Source organism: Vallitaleaceae bacterium 9-2 (genome assembly GCA_038396585.1).
Lineage (GTDB): Bacteria > Bacillota > Clostridia > Lachnospirales > Vallitaleaceae > UBA1351.
In genome coordinates this window covers 811,397-837,030 of record CP121691.1, presented here as the reverse complement: position 1 = coordinate 837,030, position 25,634 = coordinate 811,397, and the positions used below count along the sequence as shown (strand labels likewise).

Annotated in this window: 18 protein-coding genes; 3 read left to right on the top strand and 15 right to left on the bottom strand. The window is 36.9% G+C overall.

Going from position 1 to position 25,634, the window contains the following annotated elements:
• Position 1: 1 nt before the first annotated feature.
• From glgD to QBE53_03895, 5 genes are all read right to left on the bottom strand, one after another.
• Positions 2–1,123: a glucose-1-phosphate adenylyltransferase subunit GlgD gene (gene glgD, locus QBE53_03915; GenBank protein ID WZL82255.1), complete on the bottom strand. Its 1,122-nt coding sequence runs from the start codon at positions 1,121–1,123 to the stop codon at positions 2–4.
• The gene (locus QBE53_03910) at positions 1,116–2,399 is read right to left on the bottom strand and encodes a glucose-1-phosphate adenylyltransferase (GenBank protein WZL82254.1); all 1,284 of its coding nucleotides are present in this window, start codon (positions 2,397–2,399) and stop codon (positions 1,116–1,118) included. The genes glgD and QBE53_03910 overlap by 8 nt, the downstream gene beginning before the upstream one ends.
• A 94-nt stretch (positions 2,400–2,493) precedes the next feature.
• A complete protein-coding gene (locus QBE53_03905) occupies positions 2,494–3,378 on the bottom strand; it encodes a DegV family protein (GenBank protein WZL82253.1) in 885 nt (294 codons plus the stop codon).
• A gap of 15 nt (positions 3,379–3,393) precedes the next feature.
• Entirely contained in the window at positions 3,394–4,950 is a 1,557-nt protein-coding gene (gene murF / locus QBE53_03900; protein ID WZL82252.1) for a UDP-N-acetylmuramoyl-tripeptide--D-alanyl-D-alanine ligase, read from the bottom strand.
• A 20-nt stretch (positions 4,951–4,970) separates the two neighbouring features.
• Entirely contained in the window at positions 4,971–5,726 is a 756-nt protein-coding gene (locus QBE53_03895; GenBank protein ID WZL82251.1) for an alpha/beta hydrolase, read from the bottom strand.
• A 165-nt stretch (positions 5,727–5,891) separates the two neighbouring features.
• Here QBE53_03895 and QBE53_03890 point away from each other — a divergent pair, with 165 nt between their 5' ends.
• A complete protein-coding gene (locus QBE53_03890; protein ID WZL82250.1) occupies positions 5,892–6,944 on the top strand; it encodes a winged helix-turn-helix domain-containing protein in 1,053 nt (350 codons plus the stop codon).
• A 15-nt stretch (positions 6,945–6,959) separates the two neighbouring features.
• On the opposite strand, the gene QBE53_03885 is transcribed toward QBE53_03890, so the two are convergent.
• The 4 genes from QBE53_03885 to QBE53_03870 are packed head-to-tail and all read right to left on the bottom strand — an operon-like array spanning position 6,960 to position 11,984.
• A complete protein-coding gene (locus QBE53_03885; GenBank protein ID WZL82249.1) occupies positions 6,960–8,510 on the bottom strand; it encodes a hypothetical protein in 1,551 nt (516 codons plus the stop codon).
• A gap of 9 nt (positions 8,511–8,519) precedes the next feature.
• Positions 8,520–10,085, bottom strand: coding sequence for a hypothetical protein (locus QBE53_03880; protein WZL82248.1), 1,566 nt, complete (start codon positions 10,083–10,085; stop codon positions 8,520–8,522).
• Positions 10,075–10,935, bottom strand: coding sequence for a helix-turn-helix domain-containing protein (locus tag QBE53_03875; protein ID WZL82247.1), 861 nt, complete (start codon positions 10,933–10,935; stop codon positions 10,075–10,077). Before QBE53_03875 ends, QBE53_03880 begins: the two co-directional genes overlap by 11 nt.
• Positions 10,936–10,988: 53 nt before the next feature.
• Positions 10,989–11,984 carry a Gfo/Idh/MocA family oxidoreductase gene (locus QBE53_03870; protein ID WZL82246.1) on the bottom strand — a complete coding sequence of 332 codons (996 nt, stop codon included), beginning with the start codon at positions 11,982–11,984 and terminating at the stop codon, positions 10,989–10,991.
• Positions 11,985–12,108: 124 nt separating this feature from the next.
• Between QBE53_03870 and QBE53_03865 the strand changes: the two genes are divergently transcribed.
• On the top strand, positions 12,109–13,734 hold the full coding sequence (locus QBE53_03865; GenBank protein WZL82245.1) for an ATP-binding cassette domain-containing protein: 1,626 nt from the start codon (positions 12,109–12,111) through the stop codon (positions 13,732–13,734).
• Positions 13,735–13,859: 125 nt separating this feature from the next.
• Here QBE53_03865 and QBE53_03860 read toward each other — a convergent pair whose 3' ends face one another.
• The 6 genes from QBE53_03860 to adhE all read right to left on the bottom strand — a co-directional run bounded on the left by QBE53_03860 (position 13,860) and on the right by adhE (position 24,340).
• On the bottom strand, positions 13,860–15,602 hold the full coding sequence (locus QBE53_03860) for a methyl-accepting chemotaxis protein (protein ID WZL82244.1): 1,743 nt from the start codon (positions 15,600–15,602) through the stop codon (positions 13,860–13,862).
• A 14-nt stretch (positions 15,603–15,616) separates the two neighbouring features.
• Entirely contained in the window at positions 15,617–18,319 is a 2,703-nt protein-coding gene (gene acnA, locus QBE53_03855; GenBank protein ID WZL82243.1) for an aconitate hydratase AcnA, read from the bottom strand.
• Between the two features lie 142 nt (positions 18,320–18,461).
• On the bottom strand, positions 18,462–19,667 hold the full coding sequence (locus QBE53_03850) for a cation:proton antiporter (protein WZL82242.1): 1,206 nt from the start codon (positions 19,665–19,667) through the stop codon (positions 18,462–18,464).
• 22 nt (positions 19,668–19,689) lie between these two features.
• Entirely contained in the window at positions 19,690–20,040 is a 351-nt protein-coding gene (locus tag QBE53_03845; GenBank protein ID WZL82241.1) for a DUF2294 domain-containing protein, read from the bottom strand.
• A 439-nt stretch (positions 20,041–20,479) separates the two neighbouring features.
• A complete protein-coding gene (locus QBE53_03840) occupies positions 20,480–21,460 on the bottom strand; it encodes a Gfo/Idh/MocA family oxidoreductase (protein ID WZL82240.1) in 981 nt (326 codons plus the stop codon).
• A 276-nt stretch (positions 21,461–21,736) separates the two neighbouring features.
• Positions 21,737–24,340, bottom strand: coding sequence for a bifunctional acetaldehyde-CoA/alcohol dehydrogenase (gene adhE / locus QBE53_03835; GenBank protein WZL82239.1), 2,604 nt, complete (start codon positions 24,338–24,340; stop codon positions 21,737–21,739).
• 294 nt (positions 24,341–24,634) lie between these two features.
• Between adhE and QBE53_03830 the strand changes: the two genes are divergently transcribed.
• On the top strand, positions 24,635–25,612 hold the full coding sequence (locus QBE53_03830; protein ID WZL82238.1) for a diguanylate cyclase: 978 nt from the start codon (positions 24,635–24,637) through the stop codon (positions 25,610–25,612).
• Positions 25,613–25,634 lie beyond the last annotated feature (22 nt).

Sequence of the window (25,634 nt, the reverse complement as noted above, 5' to 3'; positions counted from 1 at the left end):
CTCAAATCTTTATTCTTTTTCCAACGATAAAGGGATAACTTTTTTCTCCCATAAGCACTTTACCTTCTCCAACAACCACATCTTTATCCAATACAACATTTGTTAGCTGTGCATTATTAAGAACTTCTGTATTTTGCATGATAATACTATCCTTAACAACTGCCCCTTGATTAACTTTAACACCTCTAAAGAGAACACTATTAATAACCGTTCCTTCAATAATGCATCCATCAGCTATGATTGAATTTTTCACTTCTGCTTCTTCATTATATTTTGCTGGTGTTTCATCTTTGACTTTTGTAAACACACGTCCATCATTCATGAATAATTCTTGACGAATATCGGGATTTAATAGTTCCATATTTGCCTTATAGAACATAGGAATCGAATGCATCGCTCTCCAATATCCATCAAAACGATATCCCTTGATTACGAGTTGATCCAGTTTTTTTATTAAAATATCACGAACAAAATCATAATACCCTTGAGAAGCACTTTCTTCCAACAGATCTATCAAAAGTTCACGTCGAAGTATATATACGCCCATTGAAGCCAACGTTCCCTTGGGCTTTGATTGCTTTTCATACATCTGTATCAAACGATTATTTTCATCAAAGGCAACCATGCCCAAGTGTTTAAGCTCTTCAGGATCCAAATCACTCATATCTCTGTATAAAATTGTTATGTCCGCTCCCGTATCAATATGTTCTTGAAGCATTTTATCATAAGTCATTTTATAAATACAATTGCCCGTCGTCATTAAAACGAATTCATCATTACTTCGACGTAAGAATGTTGAATTATGGTACAACCCATCTGCTGAGCCTTTATACCAACCCGAATGATCTCCTGATAAGTATGGCGGGAATAAAAACAGACCGCCACGGCGTCGATCAAGGTCCCATTCTTTTCCCGATCCAATATGATCCATCAATGAGCGATAACTATATTGCGTTAGGACGCCAACTTTATTTATTCCTGAATTAATCATATTCGATAGAACAAAGTCTATGGCGCGATAGCGTCCTCCATATGGAATGGCCGAAACCGATCTCTTTGCTGCCAGTTCTTTTAGCTTTTCATTTTTTCCACCTGTGATAATAACTCCTATTGTGCTATTCATAAACAATACCCCCTTTTAAAACAGTCTCTCCTGAAGGTACTTCTAAATCTTTATAGTCTTGAGCTGTTACATGACGATCAATAACAACATTTTTACCGATTTTGCATGTATCCGGTATGGTCGCACAATCTGCAACGACTGTAATCCCGCTATTATATAAATCCGGCTTACATAGGTTAACGATATCTTCACCATAGCCTATCTCAACATCATTTCCTACCGTTACATTTTCGCTAATAATAGCTTTCTTTATTTTTGTGTTCGCTCCAATAGTCGTATTGGCCATAATAATCGAATCTTCCACAACACTTCCTGGAGCTATCTGTACTCCCGGCGAAATAACTGAATTAATCACTGTCCCATAAATCATACAGCCTTCTGCAATAATGGAGCGCTTAGCTACGCCTTCGGGTCCGATATAATTTGCGGGCATCACCGGATTCACTGTAAAAATCTTCCAGCTTTGATCAAACAAGTTAAAATCAGGTATTCTTTTAACAAGGTCCATATTCGATTCCCAATATGCCTGAATCGTTCCCACATCTTTCCAGTAACCGGAAAATTCATAAGAAAATAACCGTTTATTATCTTTTAACATTTTAGGAATGATATTTTTACCAAAGTCATTGGACGAATCAGGATCAGCTTCATCTGCAATCAAATAAGCTCTTAGAACTTCCCATGTAAAAATATAGACCCCCATTGAGGCCAGATTGTTTTTAGGCTTTGCAGGCTTTTCTTCAAATTCATATACACTACCATCTTCGTTGGTATTCATAATTCCAAATCGACTTGCTTCTTCTATCGGTACTTCAAAAACAGAAATCGTTGCATCTGCTTTGTTGCGCTTGTGAGCCGCCAGCATCATCGCATAGTCCATTTTATAGATATGGTCTCCGGATAGAATAATAACATATTTTGGATTCATTTTGTCAATATAGTGAATATTTTGATAGACTGCATTAGCTGTACCTGTAAACCACGCACTATTGTCACTTTTTTGATAAGGTGACAAGATTGTTACTCCTCCTGAGATTCGGTCCAAATCCCATGGTTTACCAATCCCTATGTGCGCATTTAATTCAAGTGGTTGATATTGTGTAAAGACACCTACTGTATCTATGCCGGAATTAACACAGTTACTTAACGGAAAATCAATGATTCTATACTTCCCTCCATATGGAACCGATGGTTTTGCTGTCGTTGTTGTCAATACACCGAGGCGACTTCCCTGGCCGCCTGCTAAGAGTAGGCCTACAATTTCTTTAGATACCATAATTTCAACTCCCATCTTTAGTCATCTTATGTATATCTATATTTTATCACAAAACCCTGATAAGCGCACAAAGAATCTACATTAATTCATCATCTTATTTACTTTCTCGAGGATTTCCCCCCATAAATGCCACAGCAAGCATCCCCGGTCCGACATGCGATGCAATTGTTGCCGACAGACATGTGAGAATAATCGGATTGCTTTTATTGGTTTTTTCCAGTTCCTCGACTAGGTATTTTACATCTTCCGGTGCGTTCGCATGACCAATAATAATGATTTCTTGTGAATCTTGTAGATGTTCTGATATTTTTTCCAATATGTATTTACACGCGCGTGTCTTACCTCGAACCTTTCCAAAGGTTTCGAGTTTTCCACTATAATCCATTGAAAGTAAAGGCTTCACGTTTAGCATTGTCCCTACATAGGCCATAGTTGCCGGAATTCTCCCGCCATTTTTTAAGTGAATCAAGTCATCGACAACAAACCAATGATTTGCTCTGAGCTTTTCTTTTTCTAGATATTCAACTAACTCTTTCAAATTAGCATTGTCTTGCTCCACTTTTTGAATAAGGCAATAGATTAACACCCCTAATCCAATTGAAGCTGCTACGGAGTCAACTACCTCTATCTTAGCCTTTGGATACTCTTCCAAAAGCATATTTTTTGCAAGTACTGCATTATTAAACGTTCCACTTAAACCTGAAGAAAGACCTAAGTATAATATCTCTTTCTCCTGTTTTGCCAATCGTTCAAAGCATTCATAAAATGTCATGACATTAATCTGAGAAGTCTTTGGCATTGTCCCTTTTGCCATTTCCTCATAAAAAAAATCATGCGAAAACTTTTCGCCCAAATCATCTATATATTCTTGTCCAGAAACCATAACCGGCATTCCTAATACTTCAAGATTGTTTGAATGTTTTTTTACATATGACAAAGGTAGATCTGAGCTTGAGTCTGTTACTATCATTATCTGCATTATTTTTCCTCCACACTATTCATCAAAATTATCCGGCAAATCATTTTCGATAAGAACAACATCGCCAGCTTGTACTAGCTCACGAATTTTATTAAACCCTTCATATACGCTTTGGCATATATGGACATGATCCATAGGGTATTGACTTTCTTGCAAGCCTTTGACAATTGCCTTTGTCTTGGTTTCTCCAATTAAAATAACCTCGTCACACACCGCTGCAATTTGTTGCCCAAAAACTGTGTGCAGTTCATTATCCATGGCACCTAACTCAATCATTCCAGGCGTCATAATAATATGGCGTCCCGTTTCAAACTGTGCCAATACATCCAAGGCACTTTTTGCACCTGTCGGATTCGAGTTAAACGCATCATCTAAAATATAATAATCACCTTGCGTTTTTAATTCTAGTCTGTGTTCAACTGGCTTCAATTCTTTTATGGCCGCATATATTTTTTCATAGGGCACGTTAAGTTCCATCGAAACCGCGACAGCGCCTGCAATATTGAGCATGTTATGTTCTCCCAACAGTTTCGTTTGGAATCGATATGCCTGTTGGTTGATACTTACCTCAAATTCTGAACCTGATGCATCTTGACGTATATGTGTAACCAAAACCTGATTACCATGTTCACTTCCATAGGTCACATATTGGACCTTTGAGTAGCGCTTTATCCCTTTTTGAACATTAGCATTATCGCCATTGACATAACAGATGCCTTGGGGATACACACTTTGTGCCAATTCAAACTTGGTATCAATTACTGTATCTACCGTTCCAAATGTCTCCAGATGTTGGGGGCCTACCGCTGTAATTATACCATAATCCGGTTTGACTAATTGACAGATTTCTTCAATATCTCCTTTTTGCTTTGCTCCCATCTCAACCACAAAAACTTCATGTGAACGACGCAGCATATTACGAATGGTTAGAATTACTCCTAATGTCGTATTATAACTATGCGGAGTTATTAGCGTATTATATTCTTTTGATAATATTTTTTCCAAAATGAATTTGGTGCTTGTCTTTCCATAACTTCCTGTTATTCCTATAATCTTTAAGTTTGGATGTTCTCTCAAACGTTTTTTAGCATCTGTATAATAATATTTTTTCATTGCATTTTCCCATGGAATCAAAAGTGTATTCGCTAACATCACAATAGGCATACTCATAAAAAATATAAATATATACCCGATGCTTCCAAGTTCTAAAGCATATACTGTCCAAAGGAAAAATATATAGAGTATATTTTGTACAAACAACATGCGTTTAACACGCGCAGTCAAAACCAAAGGTTTTTTTACTTGATGCTTACGACGCATCGTATAGATCAGATAAATCCCCAATGCTCCTATAACTGCCAATCGATTATCAAAACCTGCCAAAACAAATACTATAATAATAAACAGGCTATTTTTAATTGATAATATTTTTTTGATGTTGTTACGTAAAAAGCGAAAAAAACGTTGGTATCGATAGGAATTTAATTGGAACATATGTGTATAATATAAGCTACGTTTTACAAAATATGCCGTTCCTAGAATTAACAAAGCAATATAAATTACAGTATCCATTTTTACCTCCATAGCATGCATTATATAAATGCATCCAATACTTTTATAAATCGTTGCGCTTGTTCCAAAAACGCATAGTGTGTCCCACCTTCAAAGATAACTAATCCGGCATCTGCAAACTCTTTTTCCATAATCTTTCCATCATTAAGCGGTGTCGCCGTATCATTGTCTCCCCAAATAAGTAACGTTGGCACCTTGACTAGTTTAAACTCATGTATCAAATTTTCATTAACCACTTTTGAGAGAATTTGTTTCATCGTTGGACTTGCCTGATTGTAATCTGCGGAACCTGCTTTATTTCTATAACGTTCCAGCATATTCGGACACATTTTTTGAACCGGTTTAAGTTGGTATATACGCTTCATGAGTTTAAATGTATATACTTTAACATAGTATTTTAACGGACGTTTGTTGACTACACCTGCACTCCCTGTTAAAACCAATTTTTCAAAGGTATAAAATGTTGCCATTTTTATTAAGATACGTCCTCCAAAGGAATGTCCAATACCGATCGGTGTCTTTATACCCAAGAGCTCAAAAACATCACGCATTTGTTTGGCATATTCCATTGTACCCATAATCTCCTTGGGTTCTTTTGAACCGCCAAATCCTGGTAAGTCAAAAGCAAACACACGATATTTTGTCTTAAAGTGTTCCACTATAAAATCAAACATTTCTTTGTTACATCCCCATCCATGAAAAATAACCAAGTCTTTTTCATGCTCTTCTCCCATCACCGTATATTCTATATTATATTTTTCCACTTTTTTTTTCATAACAGCCTCCATATGCCTTAGTAAAACATTTAAAAGGAATTATATCATATGTTTTTCATCACATCAATGTTTTCAATCTCAATAAAAGAGTGGAAATCTTCGCTTTACTTTGATAAAATATAAACTAGTCTATAACGATATACCAAACGGAAAGTGGGTAACGCTATGAAATCACTTACAATTGAAACCAATTTATCGCTAGAGTTTCTTTATAATCTGACCGGCATCGCTTATTATTCCATTAATCAAAATGCTGACGAGACACTCTCTACCAAGCGTTTTGATCATTTTATCACCAGCTATGTCGAACAAATTTATCCCAAACTACCTATTTTAGTCATCAACGATATCGAACTTTTTTTAAGAGATTTTTCTTGCTTTTATATTGTTTTGCTTGATGTGATTATTCACGAAAACTTATCACACCCTCTTGACCTCATTGGCTATCTTAAAAAATTCACCACACGTCAGTTGCTGGATTTATATATTGACCGCATTGATATTCCTGTATCCATCGAATCCGAAAGCGCTGCACTGGATCATCTTTTAGATGAGCTTACCAATCTTCGCCATGAATTTGGAATGGATAAAACACTCTATTACCAATTCAAAAAGTATCCTGACGGTGTTATGGAACGTTTGATTTATTCCTTTGAATTTTTCTATACACACTTTTTTTCAAAAAACGAAGATCAATTAACACAACAGCTACAAAAGATTCAACCCAAGCATCAACAACTATTGGATGAAAACCCGGATGATTTTATTAATGCCATCTTATTTCAAAGCAAAGAGGCTTTGTCCAATGAGCATAGTTCCATCCGCATTTTTGTCGGTTATTTTTTCGGTGACAAAATCACCGTAGCCTATGGCAACCACAATGAAGTATATTTTTTCTATGGTGTTGATGCAGAAAAACAACTATACTCTGACCATCATCAAGTGCATTATGAAGAATTAATCAAATCCCTTGCTGACGATACTCGTCGAAATCTTATTCGCTTTTTAATGCATGCCCCTCATTATAATAAGGAGATTTCAGACCACTTAGGGATTACAACAGCTACCATTAGCTATCACATTAGTCGTCTAGTTGATCTAGGGATTATTCACATGAAGTATCAAGAAGGTAAACGTATATACTACCAAGTCGATAGTGAACGCTTTAATCAGTTGTTTGATGGCTTAAAACGTTATCTCTACATTGATCCTTTTTAAACCATGCGAACACAATTAATGGGGTATACGAATCAGCGTCTCATAATTCATCCCATATTTTTTGGCTATTTCTATACCATAACTTTTTCCAAGGGGTCGCCCGCGTTCAATAACATAGGGGGATTTATCCATATCTTTTCCCGCAATTAGGCTTTGAATACTCTTTTGAGGTATTTTTTTCTCCAATGTTTCAACGAGTTCATGTAAATGCGTATTGAATAAAACAAAGCTACCTCTTTGATATATGGCTTGTAATATCTCTACTGAGATTTGCAAGCTTTCATGGTGGGACGTCCCTGAAAAAGACTCATTCATAAAGAAGAAACTCGTTGAAGAGCTTTGTTCAAACATTTCTTTAAAGCGGTTACATTCTTCACCTAAGCGTCCATAATCCACCGTCTCTTTTTCTTCTCTTGGAAAATGGACCTTCAACGCACTAACTAAAGGAAGCTCTACTTCTTTTGCCGCTACAAAAAATCCCAGTTGCCCCATCCATATACTTTGCATAATGCTTTGTGTCGTTGTCGTCTTGCCGCCACGATTAGCTCCTGTCAATATATTAATCGGCTTATCTTTGCTTAACTCTATTGTATTAAAAACCAGTTCATCTGGCTTGAGCTTCATCGCCAGATGCAGATGATACAAATCCTTCGCTTTGTAATCTTGCCCCCACTTGGGCAATGTCATGATATAGCCTTGGTCGGTAATTTGTTGATACATTGTTACTCCGACGCTATAATACGGCAAGTCCTCATGAAGAATACTAAGAACCTCAAGAATTTTACGGGTAAACTGATCACAAAAGCTAATAAGTTGAAGCATGGCCGGCTCAACAATTTTTTCTAAATTGTTAAGTGCTTCGGGTGGTGCAATCGTTTCCTTTGCAAAAATTTTTCGTGGAATCAGCATCACTTCTTTCATGCCTTTTACTGCATAATATTCCATTTTCTTATCAAAGCGTCCATATTTAAACACTTCTTCACTGACATCTAGTAAAATGGCTTCAATCGGTTGCAAATATTCATCCAAATTCAAGCCGATTTTTATACTTTTAACACCCGCCGCTTGCGATTTAATCATTTCAACATCCCGAATAAACGCATCATAAATCCTGGAATCAACAATTTCTTGTAAAAGTTGATGATATTGCTTTAATCCTTGTGACTCGATCGTTGCCTGTTCAAACATATGCAAAATATCTTCCAGCGTTTTTCGAATCCCATCCACTTCTGCCACTCTTTTGATTAAGTTGTAAATAGTCGCCTCTTTTTCAAATGCAAATTTGCTTAATGTCATCTGATGGAAGGCATCTTGTCCGTATGAAAGCAGTTTATCAAACAGTAGCGGATTATTCACACAGTCTTTTAAGATACTCTGACGATATTTAATATCTTGGATTTCAATTGGAATTTCATGAATTAATGTGTCTAAACTTTGCTTTTTCTCCCCTTGAAAAAAATCTACAAACCATTCAATCCCCATATCATCCATATCTTTTTTTGATAGGGTCATAGTTTTTTTACTTGAATCCTTACTCCATAACAAACTCATTAACGACTTATTCATTATCCACCCCTACGACATATCTTTTATAAGTTGTTCATATGTTACCCCATATTTAATAGCAATTTCCCTTGCATAGCTTTTTCCCATCGGTTCCTGTTCAATCATGACATAGGTACTGTCAACTTGTTCCATCTTTGTTGTTAAACTAATTAAGTGCTCTTTTAAGGTGCTCAACCCTTTATGCTCCAATTCCGCTAATACTTCTTCATATAACTCATGCAAGTGGGTATTAAAGATAAAAGGAATACCTGCTTGCATCATTGCAACAACACCTTGTGTTGCAATACTTAAACTTTCTAGATGACTTGTCCCGGCAAAAGATTCATTCAAAAGCATAATCGAACGCGGTGTCACACGCTTAAAGCTTTCAACAAACACTTCACATTCTCTTCCAAATTTCCCCTTATCGACAGACTCATTTTCTAACGCCGGAAAATGCGATTCTATAGTATCAACCAAACTAATCTTAGCGGACTTAGCCGGTACATATAACCCAAGCTGACCAAGGAGCTGTATTTGTCCAATACACTGTGTATAAGTTGTCTTTCCTCCACGATTAGCCCCTGTTATCAGAAAAAACTTTCGCTCTTCGTTTAACTCAAATCCATTTAGAACAATCGCACTCGGTGCAACTGTACCTTTTATAGCCAAATTAATATTATATCCATCCTCAAACGCTAAGCATGTCGCATTGGCTACAATTTCTGGTTTGGTAATCGGAAGCCCTTTTTCTTGTAATGTGTGAAAAAGCTTATAGCTGGAGCTATAAAACGCAATTTCTTCATATAACCGCACAAACGGTTTTATATCAATACGCTCATAAGATTGTATAAATGCCTCCAATTTAGCTTTATGTTCACGTAAAGCATACTCAATTTCTTCCAAAATATTATAGTTCATTTTTTGTACTTTAAAAACAGGAACATAACTTGAAATACGCCGATCCAAAAAGGTCTGATCATCCGCTAAGACATCCGACACATGTCGAAAGGCTTTAGGGTATCGATATCGGTGATGATCAATCTGCGTTACCTGAGCAAATTTGGGGCGCATTCCTGATGTCATAGATACCGATAGCGTCGCCCCTTTAATCGAACTAAATATATAGTGTATCTCCTTTAGATCCCTTTTCATTGCCTTATATTCATCGGTACCTATATTCGCATACACACTATCGCATAGTTTTTTTAATCCCGATGATTCCAACCGATAGTATCGCAGTATCTGATCTAGCTGTTCTAAACTGTCAATTGCCTTTTCCATAATAATAAGCATATCAATAATACGATACAGATTAGATACTTTATATAGTTCTGAATGATACAAGGGTTTTAAGTGATAAAAAGCTTCTAAGCTCTTCATCAACTCATCCAAGAGTCCTTCATTGCTCATAAAGTCCTTAAGAATAGCCTGACGATATTCAATCGTTTGAACATCCATACATAAAGAATAAAGAATCTCATCATTTGTAAGAAGTTGTTGATAAACTTCTTCCAAATTGAGATTCTCAATAATTTTATGATGAATTTGATTTTTGACACTCGTATGAAGCCATAAAATACTGTTAAATTCCATCTGTTCTCCTCAACAAATCCTCAAGTGCTTCAAAGCTATCTATGAATTCATCTGCTTGTTGGGGAATCATTCCTTTGTTTTTTTCATATGCTTGACCGCCAACAATAATCGTGCAGGATTCACATGTTTGTTTTAAGCATTTAATTAAGTTAATCAGTGCATCATTAAGGGTCTGTGTTGTCAATGATAGGGCTATATATCTGGGCTTGATTTGCTTCACAAACTCAACAACTTCTCCCGTTGGAATATTAGCCCCTATATAGTAGGGATGATATCCAAGTAAATTAAAATAATCCGCAACCATACGTATGCCTAATGTATGCTGCTCACCTGATAACGCCATACACAACACATTGCCTTTTGAAGATGTGCCCCGTTCAATACCTTGAGATATATAGCTTACCATACGCCATATACACTCAGAGATATAGTGTTCTTTGGCAATGGATATTTTACCTTCTTCCCAAAGAACACCAACGTCTATGAGTAACGCGCGAAAAACACCTTCATACAAACGAATAATTTCTTCACGGGTTACTTTATATCCTTTAATAACGTCCATCGCTTCGCGCTCTTTTGCTCGTAATAAAAGGTCTAAAAGCGTTTGTTTTAATTGTATTTCATCCATGCATTCGCTGTTTATCTTAAGTTCTTGTCGACCCAGTAATTGATCGACGGATACATCAAATATATCCGCCATAATCATTAGGGTCTCTTGATTTGGAAAACGAATATCTTTTTCATAATTTGCTATTGTCGTTTGCCCCACACCTAAGCGCTTGCCTAATTCCTTTTGACTCATATGGTGTGCTTTTCGTATTTCTTTGAGTATAGCTCCAAAGGATTTCATTAAATCACCTCAAAAACATCTTATCACATTTTGTGATTAAATGTCCATCCTTTTTATTTGGATTCTATGGACTCCCACTGTTGCGTTTTGGAGGACTTGACGAGCTGATCTATGATATGCATGTTCATTCGACTGTCTTCTAATGACAGTGGGACCGCTTCATCCTTAGCTATCGCATCAGCAAATGCATCAAACATTTCTCCATATTGATTGGTTGGTTCAAATTCTATCACTCGGCGCCCTAAGTCGTTGGTCACAATAATTTTTCCGTTGATATCATATAAGTCATTAAATGGAATGACAACTTCAACCGTCCCACCCGTTCCATATATTTTTACTTCTTGTGCTGGATACATCGCTGTACCCACAGAAAATAATGCGCGTGCCGTTTTAAAGTCTAACATACCCGATGTCAATATATCCGTTTGAAAACTAGGCGAATACGTCATTTTTGATATAACACTCTCTGGGTCCTTTCCCAAAATATATCGCGCAGAATTGATGGCATAGCAACCGATATCCATAAGGGCTCCTCCACCATATTCCTTAATATTACGTATATTATTCTCATCTTGATTATTGTAGGAGAAAATAGTATGGATGGTCTGTACCTCTCCAATACCCGACACCTTCATCAATTCTACAACCTGCTTCCATTTGGGATGGAATCGATACATAAACGCTTCCATTACTTTAACACCTTTTCCTTGGGCATAAGCAATAATATCGTCCGTTTCTTTAGCATCAAGCGTCAGTGGCTTTTCACAAATCACATGTTTCTTGGCATCGATTGCTTTTTTCATCCATTCTAGATGCATATGATTTGGCAGTGGAATATATACCGCTTCAATCTCAGGATCTTCAATTAACTGTTGATATTCTCCATATGTTTTCTTTATATTCCATGTTTTGGCTACTTGATTTGCTTTTTCTATATTGCGAGATGCCAAGCCGACAAGCTCTACTTGGTTTGATTGACTCAAAGGAAGCATCACCCGTGTAAGTAAATGTCGCGAAACACCTAGCGCCCCTATTTTTAACTTTTTCATAATGTATTCACTCCTTTTTATATGCTACCCCTATCATATCATAGTTATCTATTGCTTTTCAAACTTATTTATGCTAAACTTATCAAGTTTAAATATATCATTTTTACTAGTATGGAGGTCCATTTTGTTAAGTGCAAATAATGTAAGTTTAAGTTTTAGTGACAAGCAACTTTTTAAGAATGTTAACCTGCAATTTAATCATGGCAATTGCTATGGTGTAATTGGGGCTAATGGTTCTGGAAAATCTACTTTTTTAAAGATTTTATCTGGCGAAATCGAACCCAATACCGGAGATGTGAGTAAAACTCCTGGTGAACGTATCGCTGTATTAAAGCAAGACCATTTCCAATACGATCACGAAACCATTATCGATACCGTTATCATGGGTCACGAGCGATTATATCAAATTATCCATGAAAAGGAAGCGCTGTATGCAAAAGAAGACTTCACCGAAGAAGATGGTGTTAAGTCCGCTGAACTTGAAGCAGAATTTGCCGAGTTAGATGGCTGGGATGCTGAGTATGATGCTGAAAAACTTCTTATTGGATTAGGTATTCCAAAATCCCTTCATCAGACAAAGATGGGCGATTTAAACGGTTCTGAGAAAGTAAAAGTATTGTTGGCTCAAGCTCTTTTTGGCAACCCACACACTCTACTACTTGATGAGCCTACAAACCATTTGGATTTTAGAACCATTAACTGGCTTGAAGAGTTTTTAATTGAATATCCAAACACGGTTATTGTCGTATCCCATGACCGTCACTTTTTAAATAATGTATGTACACATATTGTTGATATTGATTTTGGGAAAGCCAATCTCTTTATCGGTAATTATGATTTCTGGTATGAATCTAGTCAGCTGATGTCACGAATGATTAATGACCAAAACAAAAAAGCTGAAGAAAAAATCAACGAATTAAAAGCCTTTATTGCACGATTTAGCTCAAACGCTTCAAAGGCTAAGCAAGCAACATCACGTAAGAAGATGTTGGATAAAATTAAAATCGAAGATATTAAACCCTCTTCACGACGTTATCCTTTTGTCAATTTTTCTCAAGATCGTGAAGTTGGTAAGGAGATTTTACGTGTCGAAGGAATTTCTAAAACAATCGATGGTGTCAAATTACTCAACAACATTAGTTTCACTGTCAACAAGGATGACAAAATCGTTGTTCTTAGCCGTAACGAACAAGCAAGAACTGCTTTGTTCAAAATCCTAATGGGAGAAATGGAGCCGGATGAAGGCGAATATACATGGGGCGTTACCGTAACAACTGCCTATCTCCCAAAAGACAATAGCGAATACTTTGAAGGCTCCGATTTATCTTTAGTTGATTGGTTACGTCAATACTCAAAAGAACAAGACGAATCCTTTATTCGTGGCTTCTTAGGAAAGATGCTCTTTAGTGGTGATGAAGCGCTTAAAAAAGCCTCTGTCCTTTCCGGTGGAGAAAAAGTCCGTTGCATGCTTTCTAAAATGATGTTATCTGGAGCCAATGTTGTCTTGCTTGATGAACCGACAAACCACCTTGACCTTGAATCCATTCAAGCTGTGAATGATGGATTAATTAGTTTTAAAGGAAATGTTATCTTCTCCTCTCATGACCACCGTTTTATAGAAACTGTGGCTAATCGAGTGTTTGAAATTACACCACAAGGTCTTGTTGATCGTCTATCTGACTTTGATGAGTTTTTGGAGAACGAATCCCTACAAGCACAAATTGATGAAATGTATGTCATCGAAGAATAATAACATTTGGTTACTTGACATAATCAAATTTCACACTAAATCCTGAGTCTTGTGCTCGGGATTTTTTATAACAAAAGGCTGTACACTAAATAAAATAGTGCTACAGCCTTTTGTTATCTCTGTTGTTAAATTTTAAATTGTTGTATCATCGCATCAAGCGCTTCAGCGGATGCCATGTTTTTATCTGCAATACTTAAAAAGTTTTCCGCATCTTGGGAAATAATTCGCATATTATCTCGAATCTGTTCCACACCTTTAGCTCCGATATTGGTTGAATCAGCAACATTGAGCATAGCTGTATGTATAGTATCCATCGAACCAAACAATTCTTGGGACGTGGCACTTAAATCCAGCATAATATCATTAAAGGCATTGGAGTCTTTATTATATTGTTGTCCTAAACTCGAGAGTTTTTCATAATCTTCTAGCACTTTTGTATCAATAAAACTAAGCATTTCTTGTGAATCATTGACCAAGGAATTTACCACCTCTTCAATGCGAACTGTCACTTCACGTATATCTTCCACCATGGATGACGATGATTCTGCCAGTTTTTTTATTTCTTGTGCAACAATTGAAAAGCCTCGTCCAGACTCACCTGCTCGTGCCGCTTCAATGGAAGCATTTAATGCCAATAGATTGGTTTGGTCTGTTATGTCTAGGATTGATTCCAGCAATTCATTAATTCTTGATACTTCTGATGCACTCTCAATGGCTATGGTCATTTTTTCTTTTGCATTCGCATAGATCTGTTCTGCATCTTTTTTTGATTCTCCAGCTTCATCTTTCATCTGAATAGCCCTTTGGCTAATTTCACTCGACATAACCGAACCATTGCTCGCTCGTTCTGCGATGGTCTCAATCGCATTGCGTGCTTCGCCAATAATATGCGCTACCTCTTCTGAATTTTGTCGCGTCTGATTCATAACATTTGCGATTTCAATTGTACTTTGCTCCGTCTCATCGGTCACCTGATTAAGACCAGATAAGCTTGTACGAATTTCTTGAAAACTATTATGAATCAATTTTGAACTCTCACTTATTTTTTGAACCATTTGACTGATGCCTTGGCTCACACGATTAAAAGCTTTTGCAATGACGCCAAATTCATCGGATTGCTCTATTTGAATAGCTTCTCTAAAATCGTATTCTTGGTATTTTTTTGTTGCAGACAACATTTTAATTAATGTTTTTTCAAGAGGAACAGTAATGGCAATAACAAGTAACACCGTAATCATAATCACGATACCCGTACCGACTAGCACACGATTTCTTATGGATACTTCTATTTGTCTTAAATCATCGACATAAACACCTGTCCCAACAATCCATCCCCATGGTTCGTACTTTTCGACGTAGGATAGTTTCGGTTGTTCTGAAGTTGTTTCATTTACAGAAACTTTTGGCCACAAATACCTGACAAACCCCTTACCATCTTGATTCGTCAGACGAACAAACACCGAGAAAAAATTTTCCTGGGTTCCGTTGGCAACATTATAGCTTGGATCATCAAGAACTGTACCATCCAACTCCGCAGATGTGGTATGCATTATCATCGTAGGAATAGGCAACGTATCATCATTAATCCAAAAATATCCCGTTCCATCATCATAGCGCAACTGTTTTATAGCTGCTAGAGCCATCTGTTTTGCTTCATCTTCACTAAGGTCTCCTTCAATGGACATTTGATGATACTTAGCGATAATTCCCATTGGCATTTCAACAAATTCAACGAGTTTTTGTTCTGTCTTGGTCTCTAGAGTGCGATTAAATGTCGGCAATACTGAAAATAAGATCAATGCTATAAAAGCAAGAATCATCATCATGCTTAACAAGATTAACTTGTATTTTAACTTGATATTGCGCATAAGTCCTCCCTATATTAAATTTCTAAAAGTACTTTTTGGAGTATCCCTTGGTTTAAGTAATAATCAATGTCGACTGTACTGTCTAATCGCATGCGTACTTCAAAGACTTTCACTTTACCCTCTTCACTTTCAGCTATCACCTTAACTTTATCCATTGGTTTTGCTTGGGAAAGTCCCTCAATACGATAAGTTTCTCGTCCTGTCAGTCCAAGTGCTTCAACCGATTCTCCTGGTAAAAATTGAAGTGGCAATACGCCCATTCCAACTAAATTGCTTCTGTGAATCCGTTCATAACTCTCAGCAATTACTGCTTTGACCCCTAAAAGATTTGTTCCCTTTGCGGCCCAGTCTCTAGAACTTCCCGTTCCATATTCTTTTCCAGCAATAACAATCAGCGGTATGTTCTTTGCTTGATATTGCATCGCTGCATCAAAGACGGATAGCACCTCGCTACCTTCTTCCATTGTTGTATAGCCGCCTTCAACGCCATCTGCTAAACGGTTTCGGATACGAATATTCGCAAATGTTCCTCGCATCATGACCTCATGGTTACCACGTCTAGAACCATAAGAATTAAAATCAAGACGATCCACACCCATACTTGCTAAATATATGCCCGCCGGCGATTTTGTTGTAATACTTCCTGCCGGTGAGATATGGTCTGTCGTAATCGAATCCCCCAACGATAGTAAAACTTTAGCTCCCACGATATCTTCAATGGATTCCATTTTTTCAAGATTTTTAAAGAACTCCGGCTCGCGAATATATGTTGAATCTTCTTCCCATTCATAGAGCATTCCAGATGGTGCATCAATAGCATTCCATTGATTGTTCGCTTCATAAATACTTCGATATTGTTCAATGAACATTTCATTAGATACTGCTTGTTTTACAGCATCACTAAGTTCACTATTTGATGGCCATAAGTCTTTTAAGAAGACTTCATTGCCATCTTTATCTTTTCCAATGGCTTGTGTATCAAAATCAATATCTAGTGTCCCTGCCAATGCATATGCCACCACAAGCATTGGAGAAGCCAAATAGTTTGCCTTAATATGCTGATGAATCCGTCCTTCAAAGTTTCGGTTACCACTAAGTACAGAACCGACAAGCATGTCATTATCTACAATGGCTTTTGTTACAGGTTCATCCAAAGGTCCACTGTTTCCTATACAGGTTGCACATCCATAACCTGCCACATTAAATCCTAGTGTTTCTAAGCTTTCAAGGACATTGGCCTTTTTCAAATACTCTGTTACCACCAAGGATCCAGGTGTCAAGCTGGTTTTTACATAATTAGGTACACTTAGTCCTGCTTCAACAGCTTTTTTTGCAACAAGTCCGGCTCCAATCATTACGGATGGATTCGAGGTATTGGTACAACTTGTTATTGCCGCTAAAACTACATCCCCCGTTCGAAGTTCTGATGGTTGTCCATCGGCATCTTTCCACCCGTCTAATAGAACTTTTTTATCTAAATCCTCTCTATTCAATCCATACCCGCCATCTGCTACCGGCTTAATGGCAATCTCTTGAAACGCATTCTTAAGTTCACTTAACGGCACACGGTCTTGTGGACGTTTTGGTCCTGCCAAACTTGCCGATAACGTTGATAAGTCAAGTTCTATAACTTGGCTATATTCAACTTCTGTTTCAATATCTATTCCGAATAAATTTTGACGTGATAAATATTCTTGTACCAGCCCAATCTTTTCTTCATCCCGTCCTGTTAATGCCATATAGTCTAATGTTTCTTCATCCACCGCAAAATATCCCATCGTCGCACCATATTCAGGCGACATATTTGATACTGTTGCTCGGTCTGGAAGAGACAACGTTTGTGCTCCCGGTCCAAAATATTCAACGAACTTACCAACCACATTATTCTGGCGAAGAAGTTCTGTTACACGAAGAGCAAGATCAGTTGCTGTAACCCCTTCTTGAAGTTGTCCTGTCATATGTACGCCCACAACTTGGGGTGTAACAAAGTATAAAGGTTGGCCAAGCATTCCTGCTTCAGCTTCGATACCTCCAACGCCCCAGCCTAATATACCAATTCCATTAATCATTGTTGTATGTGAATCCGTTCCAACCAATGTGTCTGGAAGAAGCATTGTTCCCCCGTCCACTTCGCGCTCAGCAACAACGGTCGCCAGGTATTCTAAGTTCACCTGATGAATAATACCTGTTGACGGTGGAACCGCTCTAAAGTTTTCAAAGGAATTTTGCGCCCATTTTAGAAAACGATAACGCTCATGATTGCGTTCAAACTCTTTTTCCACATTAAATTTCAGTGCCTCTTGGCTACCATATGCATCCACCATGACAGAGTGGTCTATAACTAAGTCTACAGGAACCAACGGATTAATAACACTCGGATCTTTTCCCATTCTTGCTACAGCATTACGCATGGCTGCCAAGTCTACAACTGCTGGCACACCTGTAAAATCTTGCAAAACAATTCTGGATGGAATAAAGCCGACCTCTTTGACATCATCGGTTTCTCCCCAGTATAACAGCTGATTAATATGTTCGCTTGTAATGAGATTTCCATCGTAATTTCGAATCACGTTTTCCAACAAAATTTTTATGGTCTTTGGCAAGCGCTCTAAGTTAACACCTGTAAGTTCTTGAAGCTTATTTAAGTTTACATATTGATATGTTTTATTATTAAATTCAAACGTATCTATTATGTCTTTTTTCTTAAAATCGATCATTTTCTTACCTCCCTATAGCATGAATAGTCATACTAAAATATACCACATTATGACAATTTAATCAATTGCATCATCACAGCTTGATGGTTTTTAACGTACACTTTCTTGCAAAAAAATCTCGAACAGATGTCCGAGATTTTTATTATGAGCGTTGCAAAGCAACATTCTGAATATTTTCTTTTTTTCCTTTATATGCAAGTTTTAATAAGATTGGAGTAATTAAAGTCGTTACCAAAACCACAATAATAATCGGCGCAAAATACTCTTCACGAATTAATCCGACCGCAGCCCCTTTATTTGCAACAATAAGTGCTACCTCTCCTCGTGAAACCATACCTATTCCAATTTTTATCGAATCTTCCCTGCTAAACCCGGTAAGTCTAGCACCTATGCCACAACCAATAATTTTTGTCATGATCGCAACAACAATCAAAAGCAATGAGAAAAAGACAATATTCCAACTCATCGTATGAATTGAAGTTTTTATCCCTATACTTGCAAAAAATATAGGTGAGAAAAGCATATATGATGTGATTTCCACTTTTTCAGCAACATATTCATTGCTTTTTAAATTACTAATGATAATACCCGCCAAATACGCACCGGTAATATCTGCAATTCCAAAATACTCTTCAGCAATATAAGCTAAAATAAGGCACAAGATGAAGCTGTATATAGGAATTCGCCGTTTTCGTCCATATTTTTTACTCATATATTCAAAGCCTTTATAAAATAAAAATCCACATACTGTTGAAAAAACGAAAAAGAGGATAATGCGCATAACAATACTTGTCAAACTCACCGAACTATCTCTAAAACTTATAATAAATGTCAAAATGATAATTCCCATAATATCGTCAATAACAGCGGCTCCCAATATCGCTGTTCCTGACTTTGTTTTTAGCTTTCCCATTTCCCGAAGTGTCTCTACGGTTATACTCACTGATGTGGCCGTTAAGATGACCCCTATAAAAATATTTTGCAACAATTCCAGTTTTGACATCGATGCAATATTACCTGAAAAAACAGCTGCTGCTAAAAAGCCTCCAATTAATGGAATTCCAACACCAAACGCTGCAATGATAAATGAAGCCTTACCTGTTTGCTTTAATTCCTTGATATCGGTTTCCATACCGGCAGTAAACATCAGCATAATTACACCAAGTTCTGCCATCTTATCAATGAATTCTGTTTCCTGCAATACATTTAAAAAAGTTGGTCCCAAAAGTACCCCTGCCAATAAAGCACCTACGACTTGCGGCATTTGAACTTTTCTTGTCAACAAACCAAAAATTTTTGTACTCAAAAGTATAATCGCTAAGTCTAAGAAAAAGTCATATGATAACATCGTCATCCTCCATGCATATTTTTTAAAATCCTAATGATTTTTCAAGAATAATGACATCCATACGTTCTCCGGTTTTTGTACTAATATCATTATGAATAGATATAACTTTACATCCTGTAATCTCTTCAATCATTTCTTCAAGCTTCGGGCGAATAATCTCCTCTAATTGATAACGCATCTCTTTAACTAACGCTTTTCCTTTTTCCTCACGCGCCAACTCTTTTTCTGCCGCTGTCAATACCCCTTTGAGGCGAATGACAATCATATCATCAATAATATATGTTTTTGCCGATTCCGCTCCACGTCCCAGTTGTTTACGTTGGAACGTTATCATGCTTGTACTAATGTGTGCCTCCATTTGTCCTTTTTCCATTGTCGCCTCCATCATAATCGTGCACAAAAAAAGACCAATATGAATACACCAAATCTAGGTATCATATTTGGTCCATAACTTTGCTTGCGTATGCACTCAACTTTATTTACCAATCGTTCGATTCCATTCATTATTATATGCTCCTCAAATCCTAAAGTCAAATCTACGGATACGCATAATATTTGAAATCCTATATCTTTGAGTTTGTATTATATGTCACTATATTTTTACATCAAAGAATATTTTTTGTGTTTTTTTATTCATTTTTTTGTAGCACCACTTTTTCATCCTCGTCTATTTGCACAATTTTTATGTACATTCCACTGAAAATTTAAGCATTTTTCCACCCTCTGCATATAGACATCTCAAAAGCACAGTCATTTTGTACTTTCTTTGTTCTTGTCTCAAAGCATACTTCACATAAATCAGATGAGGTTATTTAATCAGCAGGAAAAACCACACCTAGTTCCTTACGAATGTTATCAACAATTTTTAAGCTTTCTACAGAAATCCTATTTAACTGCGCCGTTTCTTTGGTTCCCCAAATCGCTTCCATAAAATATCTAAGTTCAAATTTCATATCTTTCTCAATTATTTTATCATACAGAATCTCTTCTTCTCCACTTTTCCAGCGAATCCATACTTTAGAAGTATTGGTAATCTTATCTATAAGAAGAGCCCCTTTCTCGCCTTGAATCTCACACGGTAAGTACGAATTGGAAACTTTTGAATAGGTAATCATGCAATACATATTCTCATATTGAGCCACAAGGTGTCCATAGGCATCAATGCTGTCTTTGAGTACTTTTCCATAACCATTGACCTGGCGTGGTATTCCTAGCAGATCTAGCATGACTTCTATCGGATAAATACCGATATCCATAATTGCACCATTAGACAACTTCGGATTAAAGGCATTAAGAATCTGTCCTGCTTTAAATGCGTCATAGCGAGAAGAATACTGGCAAAATCTAAAATCCGCAAAATGTATTTGCCCGATTTTTTTCATTCCTTCTTTGACTCGCTCCATCGCAGGATGAAAAATAGGTCGCATCGCTTCTAAAAAGATTACCTGATTATCTTTAGCTGCTGCAATCATCAATGCTACTTCTTTTGAATTGCTCGCTAAAGGTTTCTCACATAAAATATGCTTTCCTTTATTCATAAGCGCAATACTTTGAGGCGCATGTAGCGCATTGGGACTTGAGATATACACAGCATCATATATCTCTAAGTTCAAGAATTCATTAAAATCACAACTTACTTGTATGGCCTGTGAATCAAGGCCTAACTTCGATGCATTTTCTGGATTCCTTGTATATAATGCTGTCAGCTCAAAAAACTCATCTGTTTTTGCAGCTTGAAGAAAATCTTTAGCTATAAAGTTGGTTCCAATTACGGCAAATCTTATCTTTTTCATATGCGTTTACTATTACCTCCGATTTTTTATCCCCGTCTTTTGTTTTAGCACACTTAGCTATTGTAGCGCTTCTCATGGTGTAATATCTCTACGATAGTCCCCCTTTTTGATATACTTCTTTTAAAAATATAATAACCTATACGCAAACAATTGACAACTCTTGATGACTACTTAATGCAATACTGTAAACTATATACGCAAAAACCCCTGCCCATAGCATAGGCTATGGGCAGGAGTCTTTTCTTTTAATTTATGCTGTTAATATTTGCTATTCATCTATTTTTCTGTTTTTTCAGTTCCTTCAAACACACGTGTATAGATTTCTTTTATCTCGCTGATAAGTGGATATCTTGGGTTAGCACCTGTACACTGGTCATCAAAAGCATTTTCACTCATTTCATCAAGCGTAGCATAGAACTTCTTCGCAGATATACCTGTCTCTTTGATTGTTTTTGGGATACCTACTTTTTCTTTTAACTCGTCGATGGCTTTGATTAAGTTTTCAACTTTTTCTTCCTCTGTCGTTCCACCTAATTGTAGGTAGTCAGCAATACGTGCATATCTCCATTTTGCATTTGGATATTTGTATTGAGGGAATGCAGCTTGTTTTCTTGGGTTATCTACAGCATTAAAGCGAATTACTTCATTAATTAGCAGTCCATTAGCAACTCCGTGTGCAATATGATGCATAGAACCTAACTTATGTGCCATCGAGTGACAAACACCTAAGAATGCATTGGCAAATGCCATTCCTGCCATCGTTGAGGCATGTGCCATCTTTTCACGTGCTTTGATATTTGTTGTACCTTCATTATATGCCTCAGGCAAATATTTAAAGATTAATCGAATTGCTTCAAGAGCTTGTCCATTCGTATACTCCGATGCTAATACCGATACATATGCTTCCAGCGCATGTGTTAACGCATCGATACCTGATGCTGCTGTTAATCCTTTTGGCATATTCATCATTAATTCAGCATCAACGATGGCCATATTCGGAGTGAGTTCATAATCTGCTAATGGATATTTAACATCTGTTTTTTCATCTGTAATAACTGCAAATGGCGTTACTTCTGAACCCGTTCCTGCTGATGTAGGAACTGCAACCATCATTGCTTTTTGCCCCATTGTTGGGAATCTAAAGACACGTTTACGTATATCCATAAAACGCATTGCTAAATCTTCAAATCGTACTTCTGGATGTTCATACATAACCCACATAATTTTTGCCGCGTCCATTGGTGAACCTCCACCAAGTGCAATGATCACATCTGGCTCAAAGGCTTGCATTTCTTTGGCACCTTTTCGTGCAGTTGCTAAAGTTGGGTCAGGTTGAACATCAAAGAACACTTTTGTATCAATTCCAACACTGTCTAATTTATCCGTTACTTTTTCAGCATATCCTAAGTCATAGAGAACTTTATCTGTTACAATAAATGCTTTTTTCTTGCCTAAGTCCTTTAATTCATCCAAAGCGATGTCTAAGCATCCTGATTTAAAGTATACACGATTTGGAACTCGATACCATAACATATTTTCTCGCCTTTCTGCTACACTTTTAACATTGATCAGATGTTTAACACCTACATTCTCAGAGATAGAGTTTCCTCCCCAAGTTCCACATCCTAATGTAAGTGACGGTGCCAGCTTGAAGTTATATAAGTCACCAATCGCACCTTGAGATGATGGCATATTAATAATTGTTCGTCCGGTCTTCATCTTTGCTCCAAATTGTTCAATACGATCTTTTTGCGTATTTTGATCTGTATAAAGTACAGATGTATGTCCCAATCCACCTAATTCAACCAAACGCGCTGCTTTTGTTAGTGCTGCATCAAAATTATCCGCTTTATATAATGCAAGTACTGGTGAAAGCTTTTCATGTGAGAATGGTTCTTCTAGTTCTACTGAAGATACTTCACCGATAAGCACTTTCGTCGCTTCATCCACTTTAATTCCAGCCATTTGAGCAATTTTTGCTGCCGGTTGACCTACGATGTTAGCATTTAATCGTCCATCAATTAAAATAACCTTACGTACAGCGTCTACTTCTTTTTTACTTAATATATAGGCTCCACGTTCAGCAAATTCCTTGCGAACTTCGTTATAAACTTCTTTTAACACTATCACCGATTGCTCAGACGCACATATTACACCATTATCAAAACTTTTTGATAGTAAGATTGAGCTTACTGCCATTTTAATATGTGCTGTTTCATCAATAATCGCCGGTGTGTTTCCAGCTCCAACACCAATCGCTGGCTTTCCTGAAGAATATGCTGCTTTAACCATGCCTGGACCACCTGTTGCTAAAGTCAAATCACAGGTTTGCATAACAGCTCCTGAAAGTTCAACACTTGGTTGATCTATCCAGCCAATAATTCCCTTAGGTGCTCCGGCTTCAACTGCTGCATCAAGAACAATTCGTGCTGCTTCAATTGTACATTGTTTTGCTCTTGGGTGTGGCGAAAAAATAATACCATTACGTGTCTTAAGCGCAATTAACGCTTTAAATATAGCTGTCGATGTTGGATTTGTTGTCGGAACAATTGCTGCAATAATTCCAATCGGTTCTGCAACTTTTGTGATTCCAAATGCATGATCTTCTTCGATGATCCCACATGTTTTTTCATCTTTGTATTGATTGTATATATACTCTGATGCAAAATGGTTTTTGATTACCTTATCTTCAACAATTCCCATGCCTGTTTCTTCTACAGCCATCTTTGCTAATTTTATTCTTGCATTATTTGCTGCCATTGCAGCTTGTCGAAAAATCTCGTCTACTTTTTCTTGTGGGTATGATGAAAATTCTTTTTGTGCCTCTTTTATCTCTTGTATGCGTTGTAATAATGTTTCCATATCTTTAACTGTTGTCATTGTTGCACCTCTTTCTCGTTAATAAATTAACATATTGAATTATAGTTTCAAATTAGAAAAACCTCTTATCAAGCTATTTCACTAATTTTATAGCATGTTTTTTGGTACTTTTTCCTGTTATTCAATGAATATAGGGATATAATACCACACCCTTTTCTGAATTGCAATACTTTTCTCGTTATTTTTTTATCATACTTATTATGTATAACAAGCCTTATTGTTTTATGCTATAATATAGTAAATACTAACAAATGATTGGAAGATCATTTCACCCTTCGAAAAGGAGTAGCGTTTATGGATAAAAGTAAAACAAATCTTCATGCGAACATTGAACATTTACTTTATAATTCAATCAGATCAAATACAAACGAATCCTTTTACGTCAAAGACCTTCAATCACGCTTTATAGCTCTAAGTCAATATCACGCCAATTATTTTGGCTTAGATTCTGTTGAAGATGTTCTTGGCAAAACAGATTTTGATTTTTTTACCAAAGAACATGCTCAAGAAGCTTTTGATGATGAGCAGGAGATCATACGGACCCAAAAACCCATTTTAGCGAAAATTGAAAAGGAGACCTGGAAGGATAATTACATTTCCTATGTAATTACTTCAAAGTATCCCTTACTTGATGACAGCGGTCAAGTCATCGGCACATGGGGCCATTCCATTAATGTGGCCACAACAGCATCAACTTCTCCTACACTTAAACAAAAAGCTCTCCATTTTGGCGACTTTAAAGAACACATCCCAGGCACTTCTAAAATCGATCCGCTCACGAAATTGAACAACATAACATCTTTTTATGAGTTTATGAACTTATTTTACCAATCAGCAATGAACACAATTAATATGCCTGATGTTGTCCATTGCATTATGATTATTGACATTAGCAATTATGCTCTTATAAATGCCAAGCATGGGCAAGCCTCAGCTGATTGTGCTGTTCAATCCGTTGCGAAATATTTAAAGACACTTCAAAGCTCTACTCTTCATGCTTTTCGATACAGCGGTGATCGCTTTGCCGTTCTATTTGAAGATACATCTTACGATAATGGCGTCTCTATGACAAAGTCCCTTATTGATGCCCTTAGCGAGCTTAAAATCGGTCCACAGCACCAAACCAAGATAGAAGTTAACGTAGGGTTAAGTCAGTTCATCGAGAGTCTTCCACTTGGGAATATATATGATATCATTAACTTAACGGACAAGCGGCTATATGCTGCTCAGAAGTTACTTAAAACCAGTTTGGTTTATGATGATTGCTACTAGATCTTTTCAATAAAAAATAAGC